The organism is Burkholderia sp. BCC1640 (assembly GCF_902833125.1).
Taxonomy (GTDB): Bacteria; Pseudomonadota; Gammaproteobacteria; order Burkholderiales; family Burkholderiaceae; genus Burkholderia; species Burkholderia diffusa.
Genome location: NZ_CADFEF010000030.1, coordinates 13,754 through 37,308, shown reverse-complemented (window position 1 = coordinate 37,308; position 23,555 = coordinate 13,754). Strand labels below are relative to the sequence as shown.

The window sequence follows — 23,555 nt, the reverse complement described above, 5'->3', positions numbered from 1 at the left end:
GCGTGGGGCAGGGCGCCGCCGCGAATCGTCCGGCTGCGGCCGGTGCAGCGGCTGGCCCTGCGGGAAGTCGGAGATGACGTGCCGGCAGCGTTCCGTTGCGCGAGAAGCCCGAGCGGCATTCGCGCGTGAACCGGTGCCGGCGCCGGTTCAGGCCTGTGCGTGGCGTTCCGCGTGCGGCCGCCCGATCACGAGGTAGTGGGCGAGCGCGACGATCGGGAACACGCCGGCGACGGCGGCGACGAGCGGCCAGCCGCCATGCTCGTACAACGGGCTGGCGAGCGCGGAGCCGATGGCGCCGCCGACGAAGATGCTCGTCATGTACAGCGCGTTCAGGCGGTTGCGGCTCGCCGCATGCAGCGCATAGATCTCGCGCTGGCCGAGCACCATGTTCATCTGCACCGCGAAGTCGAGCACGATGCCGGTGACGACGAGGCCGTACAGCCCGGCGCCGTGCACCAGCGCGACCGCATACGACAAGGCGCCTGCGACCAGTGCGATCAGCGTGGCCCGCACCGTGTGGCCGGCATCCGCGAGGCGGCCGGCGACGGGCGCCGACGTCGCGCCGATCGCGCCGACCAGTGCGAACAGGCCGATGGCCGATTGCGACAGGCCGTAGTGACGCGTGAGCTCGACCGGCACGGCGGTCCAGAACAGGCTGAACGACGCGAACATCAGGCCCTGGTAGAACGCGCGATGGCGCAGCACCGGCATCGTGCGCACGAGATGCAGCAGCGAGCCGATCAGTTCGAAATAGGTCGCGCGATGATCGGGCTGGCGCGACGGGATCGTCAGCGCGAGCACGGCCGTCACGAGCGTCATCAGCACGGCGGCGGCCGCGAACACGAAGCGCCAGCCGAACGCGTCGGCCACCACGCTCGACAGCGGACGCGCGAGCAGGATGCCGAGCAGCAGCCCGCTCATGATCGTGCCGACCACGCGGCCGCGCGAATGATCGGGCGCCAGGTGCGCGGCGAGCGGCACGAGGATCTGCACGGCGACCGAGCTGAAGCCGATCAGCAGCGAGATCGCGAGGAACGGCCCGGGCGTATGCACCATCGCCGCGGCCGCGAGGCTCGCGATCGACACGACGGCGGTCGTGATCATCAGCTTGCGGTTCTCGAGCAGGTCGCCGAGCGGCACGATGAAGAACAGGCCGAATGCGTAGCCGATCTGCGTCAGCGACACGATGAGGCTCGCGGTTTCGCCGGACATGTGCAGGCTGGGTGCGATGAGTTCGGTGATCGGCTGCGCGTAGTACAGGTTCGCGACGATCGCGCCGCAACTGAACGCGAACAGCAGGATGAGGCCCTGCGTGAGCTTGGTCGCGTGCCCGTGGGCAGCGAGCGGGGTGGATTCTGCTGACATGATCGACTCCTTGAAAGAGATGTCGGGAGCCCGTTCTTCGGGCGGGCGGTGCGATTGCCGATGCGGCGAAACGACAGCCGCCGCATTGCCGTCAAGATTATTGATCGATCGATAACAAGGGAATACGCCCGCTGCGCAATCGAGCATTGCGTGGCGCGCAAAGGGGGCGGATCGCGCGTGGAATCATGCGCGGGCGCCGCGCGGCAGCGTCGGCACGAGCGTGAAGCGGGCCACCGGCGCGGATATCGCGGCTCGCGAAGCCCATGAACCAGTCTGGATCGCGCGGACTGAATTGTCCTGAAACGCCGCTTTAAATCATTTGATTCATGCGGCGCGCGACGAGGGTGTCGCTGTCAGCCGCGCTTGCCCTGCAGCGTCGGAATCTCCGCGAACTGGCCCGCGAGCCAGTCGACGAAGAGCTTGAGCTTGACCGGCGTATGCCGGTTGGGCGGATACAGGATCGAGATCGGCCGGGGCGGCGGGTTGAAATCGGTCAGCACTTCGCGCAGACGCCCCGATTTCAGGTACGGCTCGACCAGGTACAGCGACGTCTTGATCAGGCCGATCCCCGCGAGGCCGCATTCGATGTAGGTGTCGGCGTCGTTCACCGCGACCGTGCCGCACATCTGCACGATGCGCGGTTCGCCGTCGACGACGAAATCCCACGGACGCGGCCGGCCCGTATCGGCCGAGATGTGACTGACCGCGACGTGCTGCGCCAGGTCGTCCACCGTTTCGGGGGCGCCGCATCGTTCGAGATAGGCGGGGGCCGCGCAGGTGCAGGTGGTGAGGCTGCCGATCCGTTTCGCGACCATGCCCGAATCGTCGAGCGCGCCGATGCGCACGACGCAATCGACGCCTTCGCCGATCAGGTCGATCTGCCGGTCGGTCACGCCGAGTTCGACCGAGATGCCCGGATTGGCGGCGAGAAACTCCGGCAGCGCGGGCACCATGATCTGCTTCGCCATGGCCGGCGGCAGGTTCACCTTCAGGCGGCCGCGCGGCACGTTGCGCGCCTGCGAGACGGCCGCTTCCATGTCGTCGATCTCACGCAGCACGCCGACGCAGCGTTCGTAATAGGCCTGCCCGTCCTCGGTCAACGAGATGCGGCGCGTCGTGCGGTTCAGCAGCCGGCAGCCGAGATGCCGTTCGAGCGTGCTCAGCAGCGCGGACACGCGCGGCGTCGTGAGTCCGGTCGTGTCCGACGCGCGCGTGAAGCTGCCCGTCTCGACGATGCGCGTGAACACGCGCATCGAAAGCAAGGTATCCATCGTTCAGAAATCTCCAGCCTGTCGATTGTCGGCGCCGGTGCGTGCCGGCGCGATCGGTTGTGATCCGCAGCTATGCGTCGATGCGTTTCCTGAGCGAATCGCCGGCGAACGGCATTTCGCGCATGCGCTGCCCGGTCGCGTCGAAGATCGCATTGGCCAGCGCGCCGGCGGTCGGCCCCATCGACGCCTCGGCCGCGCCGAGAAACGGCGCGCCGGGGCGATTGATCAGGTGCACCTTCACGCTTTGCGGCGCGGCCGGGAAACGCAGGATCGGATAGCTGCTCCAGTCGAAACTGCGAATGCGCTGCGTATCGTATTTCAACGCCTCGTACAGCGTCCAGCTCGCGGCCTGCACGATGCCGCCCTCGATCTGGTTGCGGATGCCGTCGGGCGACACGATCTGGCCGGCGTCGACGGCGACTTCCGCACGGTCGAGCGTCACGTGGCCCGTCTCCGGCACGACCGTGACCTCGACCGCGATCGCGACGTAACCCATCAGGTTCTTGTATTTGCCGAACGCGAAGCCGACGCCGCGATTGCGTGCACGCGGCGGCCGCGGCCAGCCGAATCTGGTCGCGGCGAGCTGGATCACCTGGCGCGCGCGGTGATCCTCCATGTGGCGCAGGCGGAATTCGACCGGATCGACGCCGGCGGCGTGCGCCAGTTCGTCCATGAAGCTTTCGATGGCCCAGACGTTCGTGTGCGCGCCGAGCGAGCGCATCGCGGAAGTCTGCAGCGGCATCGTCGGCGAGAAGTTGTTGACGATGTGCATGTTCGGCAGCGCGTACAGCGGGATCGCATTGCGATCGCCGCCGCCCTCGGGCTGCAGCATCGGCGTCGACGGCGCGGACACGAACGGCGGCTCGAGCATGCGGGCGGGCAGAAGCCGGCCGGCGTTGACGATGCGCTCGTTGTGCGAACTGCTCCACAGCGCGTACTTCCAGTCGACGATGCGGCCGCCCGCATCGAGCGATGCGCTGAGCTCGGTGACCATCGCCGGCGTGAAGTGGTCCCACGTATGTTCCTGCTCGCGCATCCACTGCACGCGGATCGGCTTGCCGGGCATCGCGGCCGCGATCAGCGCCGCATGCGCGGCCGCGTCGTCCGCGCCGTTGTGCCCGTAGCAGCCGGAGCCCTCGGTGTGGATGCAGCGCACGTTCGCCTTCGGCATCGACAGCATTTCCGCGAGCGCGTCGCGCAGCGGATAAACGCCCTGCGAGTGGGTCCACACGGTCAGCGTGCCGTTCTCGAGATGGGCGACCGAACACGATGGCCCGATCGAGCCGTGCAGCAGATAGTTCTTCAGGAACGTGGCGGAGAGCGTCTTCGTCGCCGGCGCGCTCGGCGCGTGCGTGTTGGCGATCTCGATGCGTTGGGTCGCAATCCGCTTCAGGTCTGCGTGGACCGTCTCGCGACCGGGCAGCGTTCGGCCGCCGGACCAGCGACAACCGGCGGCCAGCGCGCGCTGCGCGAGCACCGCCTGCCATTCCACCTGGGCGACGACGGCGAGCATGCTGCCGTTGCGCACGATCCGCACGACGCCCGGCATCTTCAGGATCGCGGCTTCGTCGAACGACAGCAGTTTCGCGTCGTACACCGGCGGCATCACGACCCGCGCATGCAGCATGCCGGGCAGCGTCATGTCCTGCACGTAGCTGACGCCGCCCGTGACCTTGTTCGGAATGTCCACGCGCGGCAGCGACGTGCCGATCACGGCGAACGTGGCCGGCGGTTTCAGCGGCGACGTCGGCGTGGCGTTGCGGTGCAGGTCGACGGTGCGCACCGCGTCGGCGTAGCGCATCGTGCGGCCGTCCGGCGCCTTGATGACGGCGTCGGCGACGGTCAGCGTGCGCGGATCGACGCCGAACTGCTTCGCCGCGCCGTCGACCAGCAGACCGCGAACCTGCGCGGCGGCGTTCAGCAGCGCGGAGCCGCTGTCCGCCATCGTGTGGCTGCCGGCCGTCAGGCCCTCGTCGGGCGACGCGCCGGTGTCGGCGGTCAGGAACGTGATCAGTGAGGGCTTCATGTTCAGCTCCTCGGCGGCCACCTGCAGCAAGGCGGTGCGCACGCCGGTGCCGAGCTCGACCTTGCCGGTAAACACGGTGACCTTGCCGTCGGGCGCGATCTTGATCCACGCGTCCAGCAGCGGGTTGGTCTTCAGGCTGCCGGCCAGCGTTTCGGTGGCCTTGGCGACGTGGACGGCGGCGCCTTCGTCCGCGATCACGACCTCGGCGAGCGCGCGCGCGGCGGGCGCGAGGGTGAACGCGACGAAGAGCGCGCCGGAAACCATGAAGTGCCGGCGGCCTTCGTCGATGTCGTCGGGTGCGTTCATCAGATTTCCTTGTTGATCATGACGGGCGCGGCGGACGGTTCCGGCTCCGGCATCCCCGCGACCTGGCGTACGGCCGCCAGGATCCGCATGTGGGTGCCGCAACGGCACAGGTTCGGTTCCATGTGGGCGCGCAGCTCGCGCTCGGTCGGCTTCGGGTTGCGTTCGAGCAGCGCCTGCGCGCGCATGATCATGCCCGCGATGCAGTAACCGCACTGCGCCGCCTGATGATCGATGAACGCCTGCTGCAGCTTGCCGGGATGCTCGGCGGTGCCGAGGCTTTCCAGGGTCCTGACGCGACGCTCGCCGAGCGCGGCGACCGGGATCAGGCACGAGAACATCGGCTTGTCGTCGACGATCACGGTGCACGCGCCGCATTGCCCGAGGCCGCAGCCGAACTTCGCGCCGTGCAGGTGCAGGTCGTTGCGCAGCGCGTACAGGAGCGGCGTTGAGGGATCGATGTCGAGCGTGTGTCGCACGCCATTCACGGTGAGGGCGATCATTGCGCGCGGTCCTCCTTTCTGAGCTTCGCGGCGAGGGTGTCGACGCCGGTCCATTCGGCGCGATCGGAATATGTTTCGCGGAGATAGGCGGCGAGATCCGCGATCTGCCCGTCGTCGTACTGGTCGATATAGGACGGCATGTAGTTCAGCGTGTCCTCGCCGTGCCAGCCGATACCGTTGAACATCATCTGGATCGCGTTGCGCGGCGTGTCGGCGGCGATCGCCGTGCTGAACGCGAGCGTCGGCCGTTCGCCGATCGACTGCATCGGCGACGCCGGCCCGTGGCACTGCGCGCACGACGCCTGGAACAGCACCGCGCCGCGTTGTCCGGCGGGCGTCGTCGGGCCGTGTCCCGCGCCGGCGGTTGCCGGACGGGCGGCGGCCGGCTTCTGGATGGACAGGATGTACGCGGCGATCGCCTCGACGTCCTCCACCGGCACCGTCGCGAGATCGCGCGTGACCGGCAGCATCGGTCCGGCGGCCGCGCCATGCTCGCTCGCGCGGCCGGTGCGCAGGTACGTGACCAGTTGCGCCTGCGTCCACGGCCGGACCGCGTGACCGAGCGTATTGAGCGGCGGCGCTTCCCAGCCGTCGACGATGCCGCCGTCGAACGCCTTGCCGGCCTGTTCGCCGCCGATCGCATTGAGCGGCGAATGGCACGACGCGCAGTGCCCGAGGCCGTCGACGAGCGCCTTGCCGCGATTCCATTGCGCGGATTGCGACGGGTCGGGCTGGTACGCGCCCTCGCGCAGGAACAGCACGTTCCAGAACGCGACCAGCGGCCGGAAGTTGAGCGGGAAGATCAGGTCGTTCGCCGGCGTCTTCGTCTGGACCGGTTCGCGCGTCATCAGATACGCGTATGCGGCCGCGATGTCCTGGTCGGACATTCGCGTGAAATGGATGTACGGAAACGCCGGGTACAGCGGATGGCCGTCGCGGGCGATGCCGCTGCGCAGCGCGCGCGCGAATGCCGCCTGCGACCAGCGGCCGATGCCCGTGTCGGCATCCGGCGTGATGTTGGTCGCGTAGATCGTGCCGAACGGCGTCGCGAGCGGCAGGCCGCCGGCGAACGGCTTGCCGTCCTTCGCGGTGTGACAGACGACGCAGTCGCCGAGCGCGACGACGCGCGCGCCTGCGCGAATGAGCTGCGGATCGAACGACGCGCGCGCGGGCGGATCGATCGGCGCGATCGACGGCCGGAACATGATGCCGATCGCGACCGCGAGGCCGACGACCGCGACACCTGCCGCGCCGAACCAGAGACGTTTGTGCTTCATGCGCGCTCCCGGCGAGCCGGTTCGTTCGGCGTCGTGCAGTTGGCGTGGCAATGGAAAGGGCGTCGGCCGTGCGGTTCGCCCGATGCGGCGCGGATCCGCTTGCCGTGACAGGCGGGCCGGCGCGTGCCGGCAACGGCGGTTGCGGCCGGGGCCGGCGGATGGCGATGGCGCATGGCCGACCGGTTCGGCCATGACGAGCCGGGCCGGCGATGGCGATTCGCGGCGGAGTTCATGTCGTCGTTCCAGAAGGTGGGATTGCGCGCGGGGCGTGGCCCGTGCGGCGGATGATGGGGGCAGTCTACGCGGGGGGCGGCGCCGTTACCTGAAACCGCGCTGAAACGTTCTGAACGCAGGCGGCGGGCATCGCGTGCGGTTCCGTCGTGCGCCGCGGCGCATTGCGGACCATCGTGTCGGCGTTGGCGACATCGATTCCGTCATCGCCGGCCAGCATGTCAAAGCGGTGTGCCGAGGCCGAACGCGGCCGCGAGTTGCGGCCCCTTCGCGAGCAACGCGGTCACTTCCTCACGCCGTCGCACCGACCATCGCGCGAGACGTTCGACGACGTCGGCCGCGTCGGCCGGCAGCGCTTCGGCGAGCGACACCGCATCGCTCGCCGCTTTCGACGTGCCGGAGGCCGTATGCGGGCGCACGGTGCAGGCCGCATCGCCGATCAGCGCCACGCGGCCGTTGACGAAGCCGGGGCTCAGCGCGTCGACGATCGCCTGGTTGAACGGCGCGCGCGTCGCGAGCACCAGTTGCGACAACGATGCCGGCAATCGTTCTTCCGCCAGTTGCCGCAGCGCGCCGACGGTCTCATCCGCAAGCATCCCCGGATGCACGGATGCATGATGGACGTTGCCGTCACGATCGGTCAGGTGGCGGCGCAGCGCCGTGCGGTCGGCTTCGTTGCGATACCACAGCCAGTTGAAACGGCGCGCGCCCGGCGCGAGCGAGCCGTCGAGCGCGGGAATCAGGAACGCCATGAACAGCTCGCCCGGCGCCTTGTGAAGCGTCATGTTCTCGACCAATGGCGCAATCGCGGCGGCGTCGAAATCGGCTTCGTCGACGATGCCGCGCCACGCGAGATAGCCCGCGAACGACGGCGCGTAGCCGGGAAACAGGCGCGTGCGCAGGGTCGAGCCCGCTCCGTCGGCCGCAATCAGCACGTCCGCGCGGATGCGTTCGTCGCCCAGGAGAACGTCGACGCCGTCGGCGTCCTGCTCGAAGCCGCTGACCGCGCGGCCGTAACGGATGCGTCCGGGCGGCAGCGTCTCGCACAGCGAGCGGTACACGGCGTCCCACGACGAGAACGGCAGCATTTCGGGTTCGTCCCGCGTGACGCTGCCGTCGCGATCGATCCAGCGCCGCCGATGCGTCGGCACGCTGATCATCTGCCGGCAATGACGGCCATGCTGTTCGAGGAACGCCATCATCCGGCGCAGCACGGCCACGCCGCCGCCCTGACCGCGTAGCGGCGACGGCGAGCGCTCGTAGACCGTTACGTCGTGCCCGATGCAGTCGAGCGTCAGCGCGGCCGCGAGACCGGCGATCGACCCGCCGGCAATGATTATTTTCATCGTGCGTGACTCCATGTTCGAAAGACGGCACCGCCGGCCGCTTGCCCGCCCGCGTGCCGACGCGCGTGGTGCCGACGGTTCGCCGGATGATGCCATGTGCGTCGGCGGGCTGCGCCGATCGTGCAGGCGCGGCCGGTCGCATGCGTTTTCGCTGGCCGGCCCGCGCGCTAGATGCGCAGCAGCCTGCCCGCATTGCCGCCGAGGATCATCGAACGCTGTTCCGCCGTCAGGTCGACGCGATCGAGAAAGCGGACCGGTTGTTCGTAGCCCATGTCGAAGCAGTAGTCGCTGCCGAGCACGAGCCGATCGACGCCGACGTTCGCGATCAGGAAGTCCAGCACGGGCCCGGAATGGGACACCGTGTCGTAGCTGAAGCGCCGCAGATAGCTGCTCGGCTTCTGCGCGAGCCGGCGCGTTTCGGGGCGCACGGTCCAGCCCGCGTCGAGGCGTCCCGCGACGATCGGCAACGCACCGCCTGCATGCGGCAACGTGAAGTGCAGGTCCGGATGGCGATCGAGCACGCCGCCGAGGATCAGATGCGCGGCCGCGATCGCCGTATCGAACGGATTGCCGAGCAGATTGCTCAGGTAGAAATCGCCGAGCCGCGCGCCGCCGACCGTTTGCTGCGGATGCAGGAACACGGGCAGGTTCAGTTGCGCGATGCGCGCGAAGACCGGCGCGAACAACGGATCGTCGAGATCGCGGTTGTCGATGTTGGTGCCCATGTACACGCCGCGCACGCCTGGCAACTGCGCGGCGCGTTCGAGTTCGTCGATCGCGTCGGTCGCGTTCAGCATCGGCAGCGTCGCGAGTACGACGAATCGTGCCGGATGCCGCTGGTAGACGCGCGACGCGGCCGAGTTCCAGTCGCGCGCGAGCTTCGCATTGAACGGCCGGTCGCCCCAATACGCCATCGGCACGCTGAGCGACAGCGCCTGAACGTCGACGCCGGACGCATCCATGTCCCTGAGCCGCGCGTCGACGTCGATGAACTTCATCGGCAGCGGCCCGAGGCCGCCGGCGGGCGTGCGGAACGTGAACGATGCGTCGTCGCACGTGAACGACCCGCCGAAGCGCTTGCCCTCGCCGCCGACCAGATCGCAAAAGCTTTCGGGGTAGTAGTGCGCGTGGACGTCGATCGCGCGCGGCCTCGGCAGCGACGGGGCGGTCGATGCGGCCGGGGCGTTCGCGGTTTCGGCGGCCGATGCCGAACGGCCGGCCACGGCCGTGCCGGCAAGCGCGGCAAACGCGCCGAGCAGGCGTCGCCGGGCCGGCGACGGGCAGCAGGTGCAGGTCAGCGTGGCGTGTCTCATGCGGATATCGACTCCTCGAATCGTGCGGCTCCGCCGCGTTGCGAGATGCCCGTTGTGATGCCCGTTTCGCACGCGACGAGCTGGGTGTCGAACTGCGCGCGCTCATGTCGCGCACGGGCCGAGCGATCGGTGACGGAGAACAGGACGACGCCGGCGAACGCCGCCGCCATCGAGAACAGTGCCGGATATTCGTACGGATAGACCGCATGCGCATGACCGAGCACCGTCACCCACACGGTCGGGCTCAGCACCGTAAGCGTGACGGCGGTGGCGAGCCCGAGCAGGCCGCCCAGTACCGCGCCGCGCGTCGTCAGCCCGCGCCAGTAGATCGAGAGCAGCAGCACCGGGAAGTTCGAGCTCGCCGCGATCGAGAACGTGAGGCTGACGATGAACGCGATGTTCTGCTTCTCGAACGCGATGCCGAGCAGGATCGCGAGCACGCCGAGCACCACGGTCGTCGCGCGCGCCACGCGCATTTCCTCGCGGTCGGACGCGCGCCCGCGGCGCAGCACGTTCGCGTAGAGGTCGTGCGAGATCGCCGACGAACCCGCGAGCGTGAGTCCGGCGACCACGGCCAGGATGGTCGAGAACGCGACCGCGCAGATGAAGCCGAGGAACACGTTGCCGCCGACCGCATGCGCGAGGTGGATCGCCACCATGTTGGCGCCGCCCGTCACGGCGCCGGACGCATCGTGGTACTGCCGGTCCGGCGCGACCAGCGCGATGGTGCCGAAGCCGATGATCACGATCAGCATGTAGCCGATACCGACGATGCCGGTCGCATGCAGGATGCTCTTGCGGGCCGCCTTGACGTCGCCGACCGTGAAGAAGCGCATCAGGATGTGCGGCAGACCCGCCGTGCCGAAGATCAGCGCGAGGCCGAGCGACACGGCCGAGACCGGATCGGAGACCAGGCCGCCCGGATGCAGGATCGCCGCATGCTTCGGATGCACGCTCACGGCCTGCGCGAACAGCGCGTCGAGGCTGAAGCCGAAACGGCCGAGCACCATGAACGCCATGAACGCCGCGCCGGCGAGCAGCAGCACGGCCTTGACGATCTGGATCCAGGTAGTCGCGAGCATCCCGCCGAAGAAGACGTAGACGACCATCAGCACGCCGACGACCAGCACCGCGACCGTGTAGTCGAGACCGAACAGCAGTTCGACCAGCTTGCCCGCGCCGACCATCTGCGACACCAGATAGAGCAGCACGATGACGATCGAGCTCGACGCCGCGAAGGCGCGGATCGGCCGTTGCCGCAGGCGATAGGACACGACGTCGGCGAGCGTGTATTTGCCGAGATTGCGCAGCGGCTCGGCGATCAGGAACAGGATGATCGGCCAGCTCGCGAGAAAGCCGACCGAATAGATCAGGCCGTCGTAGCCGCTCGTGAACACCAGCGCGGAGATGCCGAGCAGCGACGCCGCCGACATGTAGTCGCCGGCGATCGCCCAGCCGTTCTGCAGCGCGGTGATCCGGCCGCCGGCCGCGTAGTGGTCGGCCACGCTGTGGTTCTTGCGCGCGGCCCAGCGCGTGATGACGAGCGTCGACGCGACGAACAGCAGGAACATGCCGATCGCGACCGGGTTGTGCCCGTGCGCGAGCGCCGCGGGGCTGGCCGCGAACGCCGGCGCCGCGCCGACGGCGGCGATCGATGCGAGGAGCAGGCGTTTCATTGCGCGTCTCCGTCACGAATGGACGCGACGAGCGCGTCGTGGACCGAGTTGGCCTGGAACACGTACAGCGCGACCAGCGCGAACGTGACGACGAACATGCCGAAGCCGACCGGGATGCCCCACGGCGTCGGCCGGCCCGGCATGATCGGCTGGCCGAGCAGCGTCGGCGAAAACGCCAGCGTCAGGATGAACGCGAAATACAGGGCGAGCATGACGAGCGTCAGCGACCAGGCGAGCAGCCTTCTGCGCCTGACGAGCGTGCGAAAACGGGCATCGCGCAGCAGCGGATGCGGGGCCTGCGCCGGCGAGTCCGGATCGGGCGCGGTGCCGGCGGTGGCCGGAAGCGTGTGGTTCACGGTGTCTCCTCGATGGATCGAATGTCGTGGCGGGGCGTGAGCGTCGCGCGTGTCGTGCGCGGCGTCCGCCGTTGCCGGGCTCAGACGTGCGGCGGCACGGCGGTTTCCCGCATCACGACTTCCGGCGTTCGATAGCGCTCGGCCATTTCGCGCTCGGTGTCGTTTTTCAGTTGCGCCTGCATGTAGGCGCCGAGATGGCGCGCGTGCTGCACGATCGCGGCGCCGAACGCCGTGCGCGTTTCGCTGTATTCGCTCAGTGCGTCGAGCGTGTCGGCGCGCGTGGCGAGTGACTCGACGAGCGCGAGCGCATCGCCGGCGGCCTTGGTGACGCCCATTCCGCAATGCGGCCGCGCGACGAACGCGGCATCGCCGAGCAGCGCGATCCGGCCGAACGCCATGCGTGGCACTTCGAGGTCGTAGATCGGCTGGAACAGCGGCTGCGTCGCGCGCGACACGACTTCCGCGAACTGCGGCGCGAGCAGCGCGTGGGCCGCGTCCTCGAGATCGGCGAGGACGTCGCGCCGGATCAGCGTCGGCGGAATGCCGCCCGCCCACAGCTTGCCGGTCTCGTCGGTCAGCAGGTTCGGGAGGTCGATTTCCTCGCTCGTCGCGCGATACCAGACGAAGTTGTAGCGGCGCTCGCCGGGCAGCGTGCTGTTGCCCTGGCCGGCGACCGGATAGCCGAGGATCTGTTCGCGCGGCGGCAGGCCGAATGCGAACTTGTCGAACAGGGTCGCGTGGGTTGCGTCCGACAGCGCGGCTTCGTCGACCAGCCCGCGCCACGCGACGTAGCCCGCGTATTGAAGCCGTGCGTCCGGCACGAGCCATTCGCGAATCGCGGAGCGGAATCCGTCGGCCGCGACGACGAGGTCGGCGTGCACGATCGAGCCGTCGGACAGCGTGACGGACGCGTGCGCCGGGCCGTCCGAGACGTCGGTCACGACGGCGCCCGGGTGATAGTGCTGATCAGGCAGCGCCGCGCGCAGCACGTGATACATCTTGCTCCACGCGGTAAGCGTCTGCGGCAGCCGGCGCGCCGACGCCACGGCGCCGTCCTGCGACAGCGTGATGCGCGACTCGACCTTGACGCCGATCGATTCGTCGATGCGCACGCCCGCGGCGCGCATCACGTCGAACAGTTCCGGATGCGTGACGATGCCGGCGCCGCGGCCCGACAGCGCCTCGGGCACCCGCTCGTACACGTCCACGTCCCAGCCGTTGCGCAGCAGGAGGTTCGCGGCGAACAGGCCGCCCAGCGAGCCGCCGACGATGACGGCCTTGCGGTGGGTTGAAGTGACGTCGTTCATGTCAGTCTCCGATGGATGCGCGGGCCGCTGCGGCCGCGTCGGGAAGCGCCAGGCCCTCGACCTCGGCGGCAGGGAAGTTGAGTTCGATCGTCACGCCGGACGGATCCTCGATGAAGACCTGGTGCAGCCCGAGGCTCGGCACCGTGCGGTCGCGCCACGGGATGTTCTCGGCGCGCAGCGTATGCCACGTCGCCTCGACGCCGGTCGCGAGGAACGCGATGTGATCGACGGTGCCCGTGCCGCTGGCCGACAGCGCCTTGTCGCCGAGATAGGCCGCGAGCCCGTCCGGGTTGGCCGGATCGACGCCGATGATGTGAACGATTCCGTAGTCGGCTTCGTCGCCGCCCTTGTAGAGCCACGCGCCCGGAAAGTCGAACGGCGGGCGATAGCCGCGTTTGAAGCCGAGCACGCGTTCATAGAACCGGCACGATTTTTCGAGGTCGAGCGTGCGGATCGAGTAGTGCGCGAGTCTGGATACAGGCATGGGACACCTCGTGTTTATCGGGCGATAAGTTATCGTTCGATAAATTCTAGTGGAAAAGATCGGCAGGACAAAGCCGCGATCGAGCGGTGTTTACCCGTGGTCGGAAAAGGTGCCGGATGCCGCCACGCGATGCGTTACGACGCGATCTCGCCGGCCATGACGTCGTCCGCGTAGCACCATACCCAGCGCTCGCCCGGCTCGATCGAACGGGCGAGCGGGTGGCCGGTTTCGTGGAAATGCCGGCTCGCATGGCGATTCGGCGACGAGTCGCAACAACCGACCTGCCCGCAGCTCAGGCACAGGCGCAAATGCACCCACCGGCTGCCGGACTTCACGCATTCCTCGCAGTAGTCCTTGTCCGTGTTCAGCACGCGTGCTTCGCCGAGGTGAGTGCAGGTCGTGGCCATCTTTCGCTCCGATGCCGGCGCCGCAGAGCGCTCGCAGCGCGGCCGGCACGAAGCTGCGAGCGGAGGTGGACAGGCTTCATTGTGGACGGTCGCGGTGCGAGCGGACCTTAATTCTTATGAAGCGCGGCGGCGTGAAGGCGATGACGACGTACAGTCGCAAGTACGGCCGACATGAAATACGGCACCGCGGTCACCTGGAGGTTTCATGACGCAGTCTCAGCAGGTCAAGGTCATCGGTTTGCCGAACAGCAAGGAGGCCTACGCAATTCGCGACTTCCTGAAGCGCGGCGTGGTCAAGTACGCGTGGTGCGAGCTGACGTCCGACACCGACTGCATGCGCGAGCTGGGCATCGCGCCGCTGCGCGACATCCGGCTGCCGGCCGTCGTCTTTCCGGACGGCACGTGCCTCTACCAGCCGACGCTGCCGGAGATCGCCGCCAAGCTCGGCTGGGTCGCCCGGCCGCGCTTCGTCGAGTACGACGTGTCGATCTACGGCGCCGGCCCGGCGGGCTTGTCGGCCGCTGTCTATGCGGCGTCGGAAGGGCTGCGGGCCGTCGTGATCGAGCGCGATGCGGTCGGCGGACAGGCGGGGACCAGTTCGCTGATCGAGAACTACATGGGCTTCCCGGACGGCATACCGGGCGCCGAACTGACCGAGCGTGCGCGCCAGCAGGCGGTCAAGTTCGGCGTCGAGCTGCTGATGATGCGCGAGGGCGTGCATGCGACGTTCGTCGACGGCAAGATTCGCGTCGACCTGGCCGACGGCTCGATCCTGACCGCGCGCGCGAATATCTGTGCGACCGGCATCGAATACCGCAGCCTCGGTTTGCCGGACGAACAGCAGTTTCTCAACGCAGGCCTGTTCTACGGCGCGGGATCGAGCGAAGCGTCGATGTGCGAGGGCAAGCACGTGTTCATCGTCGGCGGCGGAAATTCGGCCGGCCAGGCCGTGATGAACTTCGCACGGCACGCACGCGAAGTCACGATGATCGTCCGCGGTGCGTCGCTCGCGGCGACGCTGTCGCGCTATCTGATCGACCGGATCGAACGCATGCCGAACGTGACCGTCCGCTACGGCACGACCGTCGACGCGCTGCAGGGCGACGATCGACTCGAGGCGATCGTGCTGCGCACGGAAGACGGCACGCGGGAAGTGCTGCCGGCCACGCACCTGTTCGTCTGCATCGGCGGTGCGCCGAACACCGAATGGGCAAGGGATACGAGCATCATCCGCAACGAGGGCGGTTATCTGGTCACCGGCAGCGATCTTTACGACTGTCCGGCATTCGAGCGTGTGTGGCCGCTCGAGCGCCGGCCGTACTTTCTGGAAACGAGCGTGCCGGGTTCGTTCGCGGCGGGCGACGTCCGGTCGGGTTCGGTCAAGCGGGTGGCGTCGGCGGTCGGCGAGGGGGCGATGGCCGTGACCTTCGTCCATCGATTCCTGAGCGAGGACGCGCACCGTCAGGGCTGAACCCGAGCCATGCGTTTGCCGCCGATATCAGCGCGGCGTCGACACCGGCAGCCGGAACGTCATGACGGTACCGTGCCCGTCGCGTGGCGCGGCCTCGAGCGTGCCGCCATGCGCTTCGATGATCGAGCGGCAGATCGCGAGGCCCATCCCCATGCCGTGCGATTTCGTCGTGAAGAACGGGTCGAAGATCTGGTTCGCGATGTCCGCGTCGATGCCGGCGCCGCGATCGGCAATGCGGACGACCGCGTGGCCGTCGCCGACCTGCGATGTGATTTCGAGTTCGCGCGGCGCGATGAGTCCGTCCATCGCGTCGAGTGCATTGGTGACGAGGTTCAGGATCACCTGCTGAATCTGGGTGCGGTCGGCCATCGCGTGCACGCCGTCGCAGTGCAGGTCGACGCGCAGCACCACATGCTTCGCGTCGATTTCCGTCTCGGTGAGACGCAGCATGTCGCGAATCAGGTCGTCGATCGCGACGGGCGCGAGCGCGGGCGGTGCCTGGCGCGCGAGCGATCGCAACGCGCGGACGATGTCGGCCGCACGCACGCCGGACGCACGGATGTCCTCGAGACTCGCGAGCGCCTCGCCGAGATCGGGTTGCGGGCCGCGCAACCAGCGCAGGCATGCGCCGACGCTCGACACGATGCTCGTCAGCGGCTGATTGATCTCGTGCGCGATCGATGCGGCCAGTTCGCCCATCACCGTCATGTGCGCGGTGCGCGCGAGTTCGGTGCGCGCGTGCCGCAGCTCGGCCTCGGTCTCGACCCGGCGGGCGTTCTCGTCGATCAGTTCCGCGTAGAGCCGCGCGGATTCGAGCGCGTTGGCGGCCTGCGGTGCGAGCACTTCCAGCATCGCGATGCGCCGCGGCGAGAACACGCCGTTGCTCAGTGCATTCTCGAGATACAGCACGCCGATCAGCGTGCCCTGTTTCAATAGCGGCAGGCAGAACAACGAGCGCGTCGGGTGCGCGCGCAGGCTGTCGACGTGGTCGGGAACGCCATCGCGCTGCGCATTCGCGAGCACGATCGGCTTGCGCGTCCGCGCGACGGTGTTCAGGATCGACAGCGGCACGTCCTGTTCGGTCGGTTCGCCGCGGGCGATGTCGACGATCACGTCGCTGCCCGCGATGCGCGCCACCGCCTCGATGGTCAGCCGGTCGCGCCGGGCGAGCAGCAGCAGGCCATGACGCGCGCCGGCGTACACGAGCATGTTGCGCATCAGCGTCTGGATCAGGCGCTCCAGCACGATTTCCTCGGACAGCGAGTGGGCCACACGCATCGCGAGCGCGAAATCGAGATCCTCGCACGCGGGCGCGGCCGGGCCGCCCGGCGACGCATCCATCACGAGGAACGGATGCTGCGCTTCCATCGCAAGGGTCTTGCCGGTCGCGCCCCAGCGCCGGTAGCACGCATGGGCGAGCCGCAACTGATGGCGGGCGTGGCCGGCGAGCCCGAGCGACGCGGCATGCTCCGCGGCCCGTTCGTGCGCGAGCGCCTGTTCGTGCACGAAACCGCGTTCCGCCGCGAGGCCGGCGGACGTTTCGTACTGCTGCATCGCGACGACATGCTCGCCGCGTACGCGCGCGAATTCGGCGTCGATCAGCGCGAGCTTGTTGAGAAACGTACCCGGATTTCGCTCGCTCCACGCCGCGAATCTGGCACGCTGCGGCGCGAAGCGCTCGAGCAGGCGATCGGGCCGCGTTGCGCCGTCGTCGGCGGCGATGCCGGCCAGCACGCTGAACAGGTGGAAATCGGCAAGCATGATGTGCGCGGGCGTCGACCACGCACTCGATGCGGCCGCCTCGAGCGATGCGCGTGCCGTCGCCGCATCGCCGAAGATGAACGCCGCCTGGCCGACGAGCACGTCGGTCCAGAACGCGAGGACCGACATCGGGGTCCGGGTCGACGCGCGGGTCCGCCACGTGCCGATCCGCCGGTCCTGGCCGAACTGCAGCGCGTCGATGAATTCCGATTGGGTGGAGACGAGGTCGACGATGTCGTCGTAGTGCGTGCCGCGCGCGATTTCCAGCAGCGGGTCGATTTCGTCGCGGATCGTGGGCAGCGCTTCACCCATCGACAGCAGATCGCTGACGATGTGGTTGCAGCTGTAGCACATCCAGCGCAGCTCGGCGCTCGCATTGCCCGCCGCTTTCGCATCGCGTGCGCGTTCGAGTGCGTAGGACAGCGGCTGCGTCCAGACGCTCACCTGGTCGAGCGCGATCAGCGTGGCGGAGCGATAGCGCTCGAAGCCGTGGCGATCGACCAGCGCGAGCGCGACCTTGGCGAATTCGAAGCCGTCTTTATACGCGTCGTGATGCTCGGCGATGCTGACGCCGTACCACGCGAGCCCCTGCACCGACGCGGCGGTGACACCGTGGCGCAGCGTCAGCCGCACCATCGTCGCGAAATGCAGCAGCATCAGCCCGCCGCTCGGATAGAACATCGCGGCTTCGAGCGCGGTCAGCAGCGCCATCGCGGCTTCGACGCGCGTGTCGGTCATCATGGGCAGGTCGACCAGATCGGCGATGGCGCGGCCGTCGAGCGCCGTGTGCACGGCCTCGCAGGCCGCCGCGAGATCGGCCTCGGCCGGCTCGGCGGGCAGCTCGACGCCGAGCAGCGCCAGCCCGGCCAGCGCGACGTCGATGGCTTGCCGGTAGTGCGACTCGACCGTGAGCTGCGCGGCCTTCAGCCGATGCGCCTCGGCCCGGTCGGCGGGCGTGCGCGTCCGCGCCATGAGCATGTCGATCGCGTCGGCCGCCTGCGCGGTTTCGCCGATCGCGAGCAGCAGGCCGCCGCGCAGTATGCCGATCCGGCTTGCGAGACCGTAGTGTCGCGACCACGCATGCGGGCCGAGCAACGATTGCGCCAGCGCCAGGAACGACAACGCGCGATCGCGCGCGGCGGCCGTGGCGGCGGCCGCCGCGGCGTCGGTCAGCGCGCCCGCGAACGCAAGCGCGAGCGCGTCGTCGAGCGGCACGTCTTTCGCCAGTTCGATCTGGGCAGCGAGCGCGAGCAAGGATTCGGGCGACGGCGCGTTCGCGCGTGCCAGCATCGCGGCGGCGATCCGGGCGTGGCGCAGCGCGCGCTCCGGGCTCCCCGTGAGCGCGTAGACGGCCTCGAGGATGCGATCGTGCGTGAAGCGCCAGCGGTCGCCGGAGAGCGACACGAGGCCCATCTGGCGCGCCGGGTCCAGCCAGAAGCGGAGTTCGGCCAGCGTCTTGCCGGCGGCGGCGCGCAACAGCGCTTCGTCGGTGTCGATGCCGATACAGGCCATCAGCGCCAGCAGCGTTCTCGACTCATGCGGCAAGCGCTGCATCCGGATCGCGAGCAGGCTCACGACATTCTCGGTCTGGTGGTGCGCGTCGATGTCGCCCGCGTTCCATTGCCACGTTTGCCGCACCGGATCGTAGCCGAGCAGCTGCTCGTCGATTAGCGTGCGCAGCAGCTGCTGGATGTGGAAGGGATTGCCGCCCGTCCTGCGATGCACGATGTCGCCGAGCCCGGACAATCGGTCCGGCGCTTCCCCGAGCATGCCGGACAGCATGCGCGTGACGTCGGGCGCGCCGAGCGGCGCGAGCGTCAACGACGACAGGCGGCCGCGATCGATCTGCTGGAGGAAGCGACGGAACGCCGGCGGGTAGTCGTGCGACGGCCCGCTCCGGTAACCGGCGACGATGCAGAAATGCGCCGGCGGATCGAGCACGATCGATGCGAGAAACGCGAGCGTCGCGTCATCGGCCCACTGGATGTCGTCCAGCGTCATGACGAGCGGTTCGGCCGGCGCCGCGAACGCGCGGAATGCATTCACGACGATCTGGCAGAGATGAAATGCCGGAATCGCATCGGTGTGGTCGAACGCGACGGGCTCGACATCGAGGAGCCACGCGGTTTCCGGGAAGATCGCGGAAAGGACGCTGGCCTGACGGCCCACGCGGTCGCGCAGCCGCGCGGCGATCACCGCGATTTCGTCGTCGCGCCTGGCCAGCGCGCTGCCGAACAGCGCGCGCAATGCCTGCAGCACGGGCGCATACGGCCGCGCGGGCTGGAACTGATCGACCTTGGCCGACGTGCACCAGGCGGTGTCGGACGCCGCGCGCGCATGGCGGATGAAGTGTTCGGCGAGCGCGGTCTTGCCGACACCGGCCGGCCCGTCGATCAGGACGACGGCCGTCTCGCCGGTGCGCATGACGGCGTCCAGGCTCCCCTCGAGCACGTGAATTTCAGCGTCGCGGCCGACCGGCAGGTCGGGCGCGTGCAGACCGGCGAACGGATCGCGGCCGCCGAGCGCGAAGGGCTCGACGCGGCCCGCTGCCCGCCAGTCGTGCAGGATCCGCTCGAGATCGTGCTGCACCGTTTCACAGGACGGGTAGCGATCGGCGGGCTCCTTGGCGATCAGCTTCAGGATCAGATCGTTCAGGATGGCGGGCACGTCGCCGCGAAACGCCGCGGGCGGCGACGGTTGTATCGCGACGTGCGCGTGGACCCAATCGGACGTCGACGCGGCCTTGTACGGCATCGCGCCGGTCAGCAGGCGGAACAGCGTGATGCCGAACGCGTACAGGTCGGCGCGCTCGTCGACGGATGCGCCTTCCGAGACTTCCGGCGCCGCGTATGCGGCGAAATCCGTGCGCATCGTGCCCGCCGCCGCTTTTTTCGTGCCGCGCTCCCGGGCATGGGCGAACGCGCGGAGCATGACCGTGCCGTCCGGTGCGATGACGAAACTGGCCGGCTGGAGATCGCCGTGCAGCCAGCCGTGCCGATGCAGTTCGCCGAGCGCGCGTGCGGCGCCGATCGCGCTTTCGAGGAAGACGTCGAGCGGTAGTCGCCCGTCCGTCAGCGTGTCGAACGCACGCACGTCCAGGCGCGGATAGACGAGCACCGGGCCGTCGGCCGCGCGGATCAGCGCCGTCGGCGTGAGCGCCCGGGCCGGTTCCAGGAGTCCGGCCAACGCGTATTCCTGCTCGAACTGCCGGCAGCGCTGATCGGATACCCAGCCGGTCTGGCACGCCGACCACACATCCCCCGTTGCGGCGTCGGTCAGGTCGAACGTCAGGACGTCGCCCGAGCGCACCACGTTCGACAGGCGGGCGCGCGCGAGCCAGTCGGCATCCATTCGATTCGAGGCGTCCGGGTCACGCAAGGGCTGATTCACGGTTGGGGCAGGCTGGATGGAGCAGGTCGGAAACGGCTCGCGATGCGGGATCGGCCGGGCTCGGTCGCGCACGTCCGGGCGGCGACCCGTGCATTGTCCGACAGCCCGGCGGATTTTGCAGGACCCCGTGCGCCCCGGTGACCGGTCCATGCCGGACTAAACCTATGGATAATGTTCGCGGCGCCGGTTGCGACCTACGATACGGTCGAGCCTTCCGGCCTGCCTTGGCACGGCCGGACGGGCAACCCAGAAGCGCGTCGTCTCGCGAGGCGGCGCAAGGTGCCACGCAGCATAAGCGAGTGCGGATCATGTACACGTTCGGGCAGGTGACGGTTTCCCTTGAATGCCGCGAGGTCTGCGTCGACGGGCAGCCCCGGTATATCGGCGCCCGGGCATTCGAGATCCTCGAGCTGCTGGTGAAGGCGGCCGGCCGGCTGGTGTCGAAGGACGAGATCATGCAGGCCGTGTGGCCGCACACGGTCGTGGTCGAGAACAACATCCAGGTTCACATCTCGACGCTGCGCAAGCTGTTCGGCGGCAAGCACGGGTGGATCCGGACCGAATCGGGTCGCGGCTACCGGCTCGCGCCACCGGCGGACCGGACGCATGACGATCGCCTGCCGATCGCCTTCGAATCGGCGGGCGCGGCCCGCACGAGCGCCGCGCCGCGCAAATGTCCGATGATTGGTCGTGAGACGGAAGCGGCCGAGCTGCACGAGCTGCTCGAGCGCGAGGCGCTCGTCACGCTGGTCGGCCCCGGCGGCGTCGGCAAGACGCATCTGGCGCTGGAGGTCGCGACGGCCTGGTCGGCGGCGCGCGGGATCGAGATGGCCCGGGTCGATCTGGCCGGCCTGCAGGCCGGCGCGACGCCGGCATCCGCGGTGCTGGGCGCGCTCGACCTGCCGGGCGGCGCGACCGCGGGGCCCGCCGATGTCGTGCGGGCGATCGGCGAGCAGCGCGTCGTGCTGGTGTTCGACAACGCCGAGCCGTACGTCGACGATCTGGCGGATCTGAGCGAAGCGATCGCGGACGCGAATCCTGGCGCGATACTCGTCGTGACGAGCCGGGAGCCGTTGCGCGTCGCGGGCGAGCGGGTCTATCGCGTCGGTCCGCTGTCGGTGCCGCCGGCCGGCGCGAACGCCGGCGATATCGTCGCGAGCGGCGCGGTCCGGATGTTCCTGGCGCGCGCGCGTGCGATGGGGACGGACCTTCCGTGCGATGCGAAGACCCTCGACGCGATCGCGACCATCTGCCGCCGCCTGAGCGGCCTGCCGCTCGCGCTCGAGCTCGGGGCGGCCCGTGTCGCATCGCTCGGCATCCAGGGGCTGGCGGCGGATCTCGACAAGTCCGTGCTGTCGCTGTCCGGCGGCCTGCGCACGGCCCACCCGCGGCAGCAGACCCTCAGGGCCACCATCGAGTGGAGCTACCGGTTGCTCGACGACATGGAGCGCACGGTGCTGTGCCGTCTCGCGGTGTTTCCGGATGCGTTCCGGCTCGACGCGGCCTGCGCGCTCGCCGCCTGTGACGAACTGGGTTCGGAGGAGGTGCTGGACGCGCTCGTCGGCCTTGCATCGAAATCGCTTCTGGTCGTCCATTCGGTCGGGCTGTCGAAGCGTTACTCGCTGCTCGAGGTCGTGCGCGCATACGCGCTCGAGAAACTGGCGGAGTCGGGCGAGGCCGGGCGCCTCCATGCGCGGTGCGCGTCGTTCGCGGCCGACGCGATCGCGAACACGCCGCACCCCGCGCCGGCCGACGCGTCGGCGCAACCCATGCTGCTTGCCGGGTCGTGGGCGTGAACCCCGGGCCGCACGGCGATGTTCTCGACTGACACAATTTTCCGGTTCTTATTTCATGGCCCTTGTTTGCATCATCGATGACGATGCGTCGGTCCGAAAGAGTCTTGTCAGCCTGCTGAAATCGGCGGGCCATACCGCATTGCCGTTCCCGTCTGGCGAGGAATTCCTCGCGGCCGGCCCGCTGGACGACGCGGCGTGCGTGCTGCTCGACCTGAAGATGAAAGGGATGGGCGGTCTCGACGTCCAGCGCCTGCTGGCACAACGCAACGCGGCGCTTCCGGTCATCCTGATGTCGGCGCACGGCGACGACGAGTCGGTCCGCCGGGCGCTCGCGCAAGGCGCGGTCGCGTTCCTGCGCAAGCCGTTTCCATCTGACGACATGCTCAACCTGATCGATCAGGTCGCATCCGGCGCACCGCCCGCTTGATCGGCCCACCGGCCGTCACGTCGCGCGTTCAGGCGTAGCCGCCCGAATTTTTCTCGGTTTATCATTCGATAATGAAGCGGATGACTACTCAGGGAATGCGATGGCGAGCACGCCGGATATGACTTCGAACCGCAACCAGAGCGCGGGCGATCCTGCGCCGATCGTCTATGTGGTCGACGACGACGAAACGCTGCGGCGCGCACTGAGCGCGCTGTTGCGCTCGGCGGGATTTCGCGTCGAGACGTTCGCGACGTCGCGCGCGTTCCTCGCCTTCGAGCGGCCCGACGTGCCGAGCTGCCTGATCCTCGACGTGCGTCTTGCCGACGAGAGCGGGCTCGCCGTTCAGGAGGAAGCGGTGCGCGCGGGCCTGAACGTGCCGATCCTGTTCATGACGGGTTACGGCGACGTACCGACCACCGTGAAGGCCATGAAGGGCGGCGCGCTCGATTTCCTGACGAAGCCGTTCGACGACGAGACGATGCTCGATGCGGTCGGCCGCGCGCTGGCCCGCGACGGCGAACGCCTCGTTCGCGAGCGAGCGCTGGATGCGGTGCGGCAGGCTTATGCATCGTTGACGCCGCGCGAACGCGAGGTCATGAGCCACGTGATCGCGGGCCTGATGAACAAGCAGATCGCGTCGAATCTCGGGCTGCAGGAAATCACAGTGAAGGTGCATCGTGCGCAGGTGATGAAGAAGATGCAGGTCCGCACGCTGCCGGATCTCGTGCGCCAGGCCGAGGCGCTCGGTGTGCGTCCGGCCGGCGCGGGCGACTGAGCGGGCGCGCCGGCCCGTTCGACGCGACGGCATCGGCGCGCGCCAGCGACGGCGCAACGCACGTTCAGGC

Annotated in this window: 17 protein-coding genes; 4 read left to right on the top strand and 13 right to left on the bottom strand. The window is 68.8% G+C overall.

From position 1 onward, the window contains the following. Positions 1-147: 147 nt before the first annotated feature. The 12 genes from HWX25_RS26640 to HWX25_RS26585 all read right to left on the bottom strand — a co-directional run bounded on the left by HWX25_RS26640 (position 148) and on the right by HWX25_RS26585 (position 13,865). Positions 148-1,365, bottom strand: a complete 1,218-nt coding sequence (locus HWX25_RS26640) for an MFS transporter (protein ID WP_059534411.1) — start codon at positions 1,363-1,365, stop codon at positions 148-150. 353 nt (positions 1,366-1,718) lie between these two features. After that, positions 1,719-2,636, bottom strand: coding sequence for a LysR family transcriptional regulator (locus tag HWX25_RS26635; RefSeq protein ID WP_175911423.1), 918 nt, complete (start codon positions 2,634-2,636; stop codon positions 1,719-1,721). 70 nt (positions 2,637-2,706) lie between these two features. Continuing rightward, on the bottom strand, positions 2,707-4,968 hold the full coding sequence (locus HWX25_RS26630; protein ID WP_175911422.1) for a molybdopterin cofactor-binding domain-containing protein: 2,262 nt from the start codon (positions 4,966-4,968) through the stop codon (positions 2,707-2,709). Next, positions 4,968-5,468, bottom strand: coding sequence for a (2Fe-2S)-binding protein (locus HWX25_RS26625; protein WP_059534405.1), 501 nt, complete (start codon positions 5,466-5,468; stop codon positions 4,968-4,970). The genes HWX25_RS26630 and HWX25_RS26625 overlap by 1 nt, the downstream gene beginning before the upstream one ends. Further along, positions 5,465-6,745, bottom strand: coding sequence for a cytochrome c (locus HWX25_RS26620; protein WP_175911421.1), 1,281 nt, complete (start codon positions 6,743-6,745; stop codon positions 5,465-5,467). The genes HWX25_RS26625 and HWX25_RS26620 overlap by 4 nt, the downstream gene beginning before the upstream one ends. Before the next feature lie 452 nt (positions 6,746-7,197). Beyond that, positions 7,198-8,322 (bottom strand): FAD-dependent monooxygenase, encoded by a 1,125-nt coding sequence (locus HWX25_RS26615; RefSeq protein WP_175911420.1) that lies wholly within the window; start codon positions 8,320-8,322, stop codon positions 7,198-7,200. 167 nt (positions 8,323-8,489) lie between these two features. Beyond that, a complete protein-coding gene (locus HWX25_RS26610) occupies positions 8,490-9,635 on the bottom strand; it encodes an amidohydrolase family protein (RefSeq protein WP_175911419.1) in 1,146 nt (381 codons plus the stop codon). After that, positions 9,632-11,311 (bottom strand): cation/acetate symporter ActP, encoded by a 1,680-nt coding sequence (actP, locus tag HWX25_RS26605; protein ID WP_175911418.1) that lies wholly within the window; start codon positions 11,309-11,311, stop codon positions 9,632-9,634. Before actP ends, HWX25_RS26610 begins: the two co-directional genes overlap by 4 nt. After that, positions 11,308-11,667 (bottom strand): DUF485 domain-containing protein, encoded by a 360-nt coding sequence (locus HWX25_RS26600; RefSeq protein WP_175911417.1) that lies wholly within the window; start codon positions 11,665-11,667, stop codon positions 11,308-11,310. Before HWX25_RS26600 ends, actP begins: the two co-directional genes overlap by 4 nt. A gap of 80 nt (positions 11,668-11,747) precedes the next feature. Next, positions 11,748-12,974, bottom strand: coding sequence for an FAD binding domain-containing protein (locus tag HWX25_RS26595; RefSeq protein WP_175911416.1), 1,227 nt, complete (start codon positions 12,972-12,974; stop codon positions 11,748-11,750). Position 12,975: 1 nt separating this feature from the next. Further along, positions 12,976-13,458 carry a VOC family protein gene (locus tag HWX25_RS26590; RefSeq protein ID WP_175911415.1) on the bottom strand — a complete coding sequence of 161 codons (483 nt, stop codon included), beginning with the start codon at positions 13,456-13,458 and terminating at the stop codon, positions 12,976-12,978. 134 nt (positions 13,459-13,592) lie between these two features. Further along, positions 13,593-13,865 (bottom strand): UBP-type zinc finger domain-containing protein, encoded by a 273-nt coding sequence (locus HWX25_RS26585; protein WP_059534396.1) that lies wholly within the window; start codon positions 13,863-13,865, stop codon positions 13,593-13,595. A 205-nt stretch (positions 13,866-14,070) separates the two neighbouring features. On the opposite strand from HWX25_RS26585, the gene HWX25_RS26580 reads away from it, so the two are divergent. Next, positions 14,071-15,336, top strand: coding sequence for an FAD-dependent oxidoreductase (locus tag HWX25_RS26580; RefSeq protein WP_175911414.1), 1,266 nt, complete (start codon positions 14,071-14,073; stop codon positions 15,334-15,336). A 27-nt stretch (positions 15,337-15,363) separates the two neighbouring features. On the opposite strand, the gene HWX25_RS26575 is transcribed toward HWX25_RS26580, so the two are convergent. Beyond that, entirely contained in the window at positions 15,364-20,448 is a 5,085-nt protein-coding gene (locus HWX25_RS26575; RefSeq protein ID WP_175911413.1) for an ATP-binding sensor histidine kinase, read from the bottom strand. Between the two features lie 347 nt (positions 20,449-20,795). Between HWX25_RS26575 and HWX25_RS26570 the strand changes: the two genes are divergently transcribed. The 3 genes from HWX25_RS26570 (at position 20,796) to HWX25_RS26560 (ending at position 23,485) form a co-directional block, all read left to right on the top strand. Next, on the top strand, positions 20,796-22,283 hold the full coding sequence (locus HWX25_RS26570) for a winged helix-turn-helix domain-containing protein (protein ID WP_175911412.1): 1,488 nt from the start codon (positions 20,796-20,798) through the stop codon (positions 22,281-22,283). A gap of 55 nt (positions 22,284-22,338) precedes the next feature. Continuing rightward, on the top strand, positions 22,339-22,710 hold the full coding sequence (locus HWX25_RS26565; protein ID WP_175911410.1) for a response regulator: 372 nt from the start codon (positions 22,339-22,341) through the stop codon (positions 22,708-22,710). A gap of 118 nt (positions 22,711-22,828) precedes the next feature. Beyond that, positions 22,829-23,485 carry a response regulator gene (locus tag HWX25_RS26560; protein ID WP_244135309.1) on the top strand — a complete coding sequence of 219 codons (657 nt, stop codon included), beginning with the start codon at positions 22,829-22,831 and terminating at the stop codon, positions 23,483-23,485. The last annotated feature ends 70 nt before the right edge of the window (positions 23,486-23,555 follow it).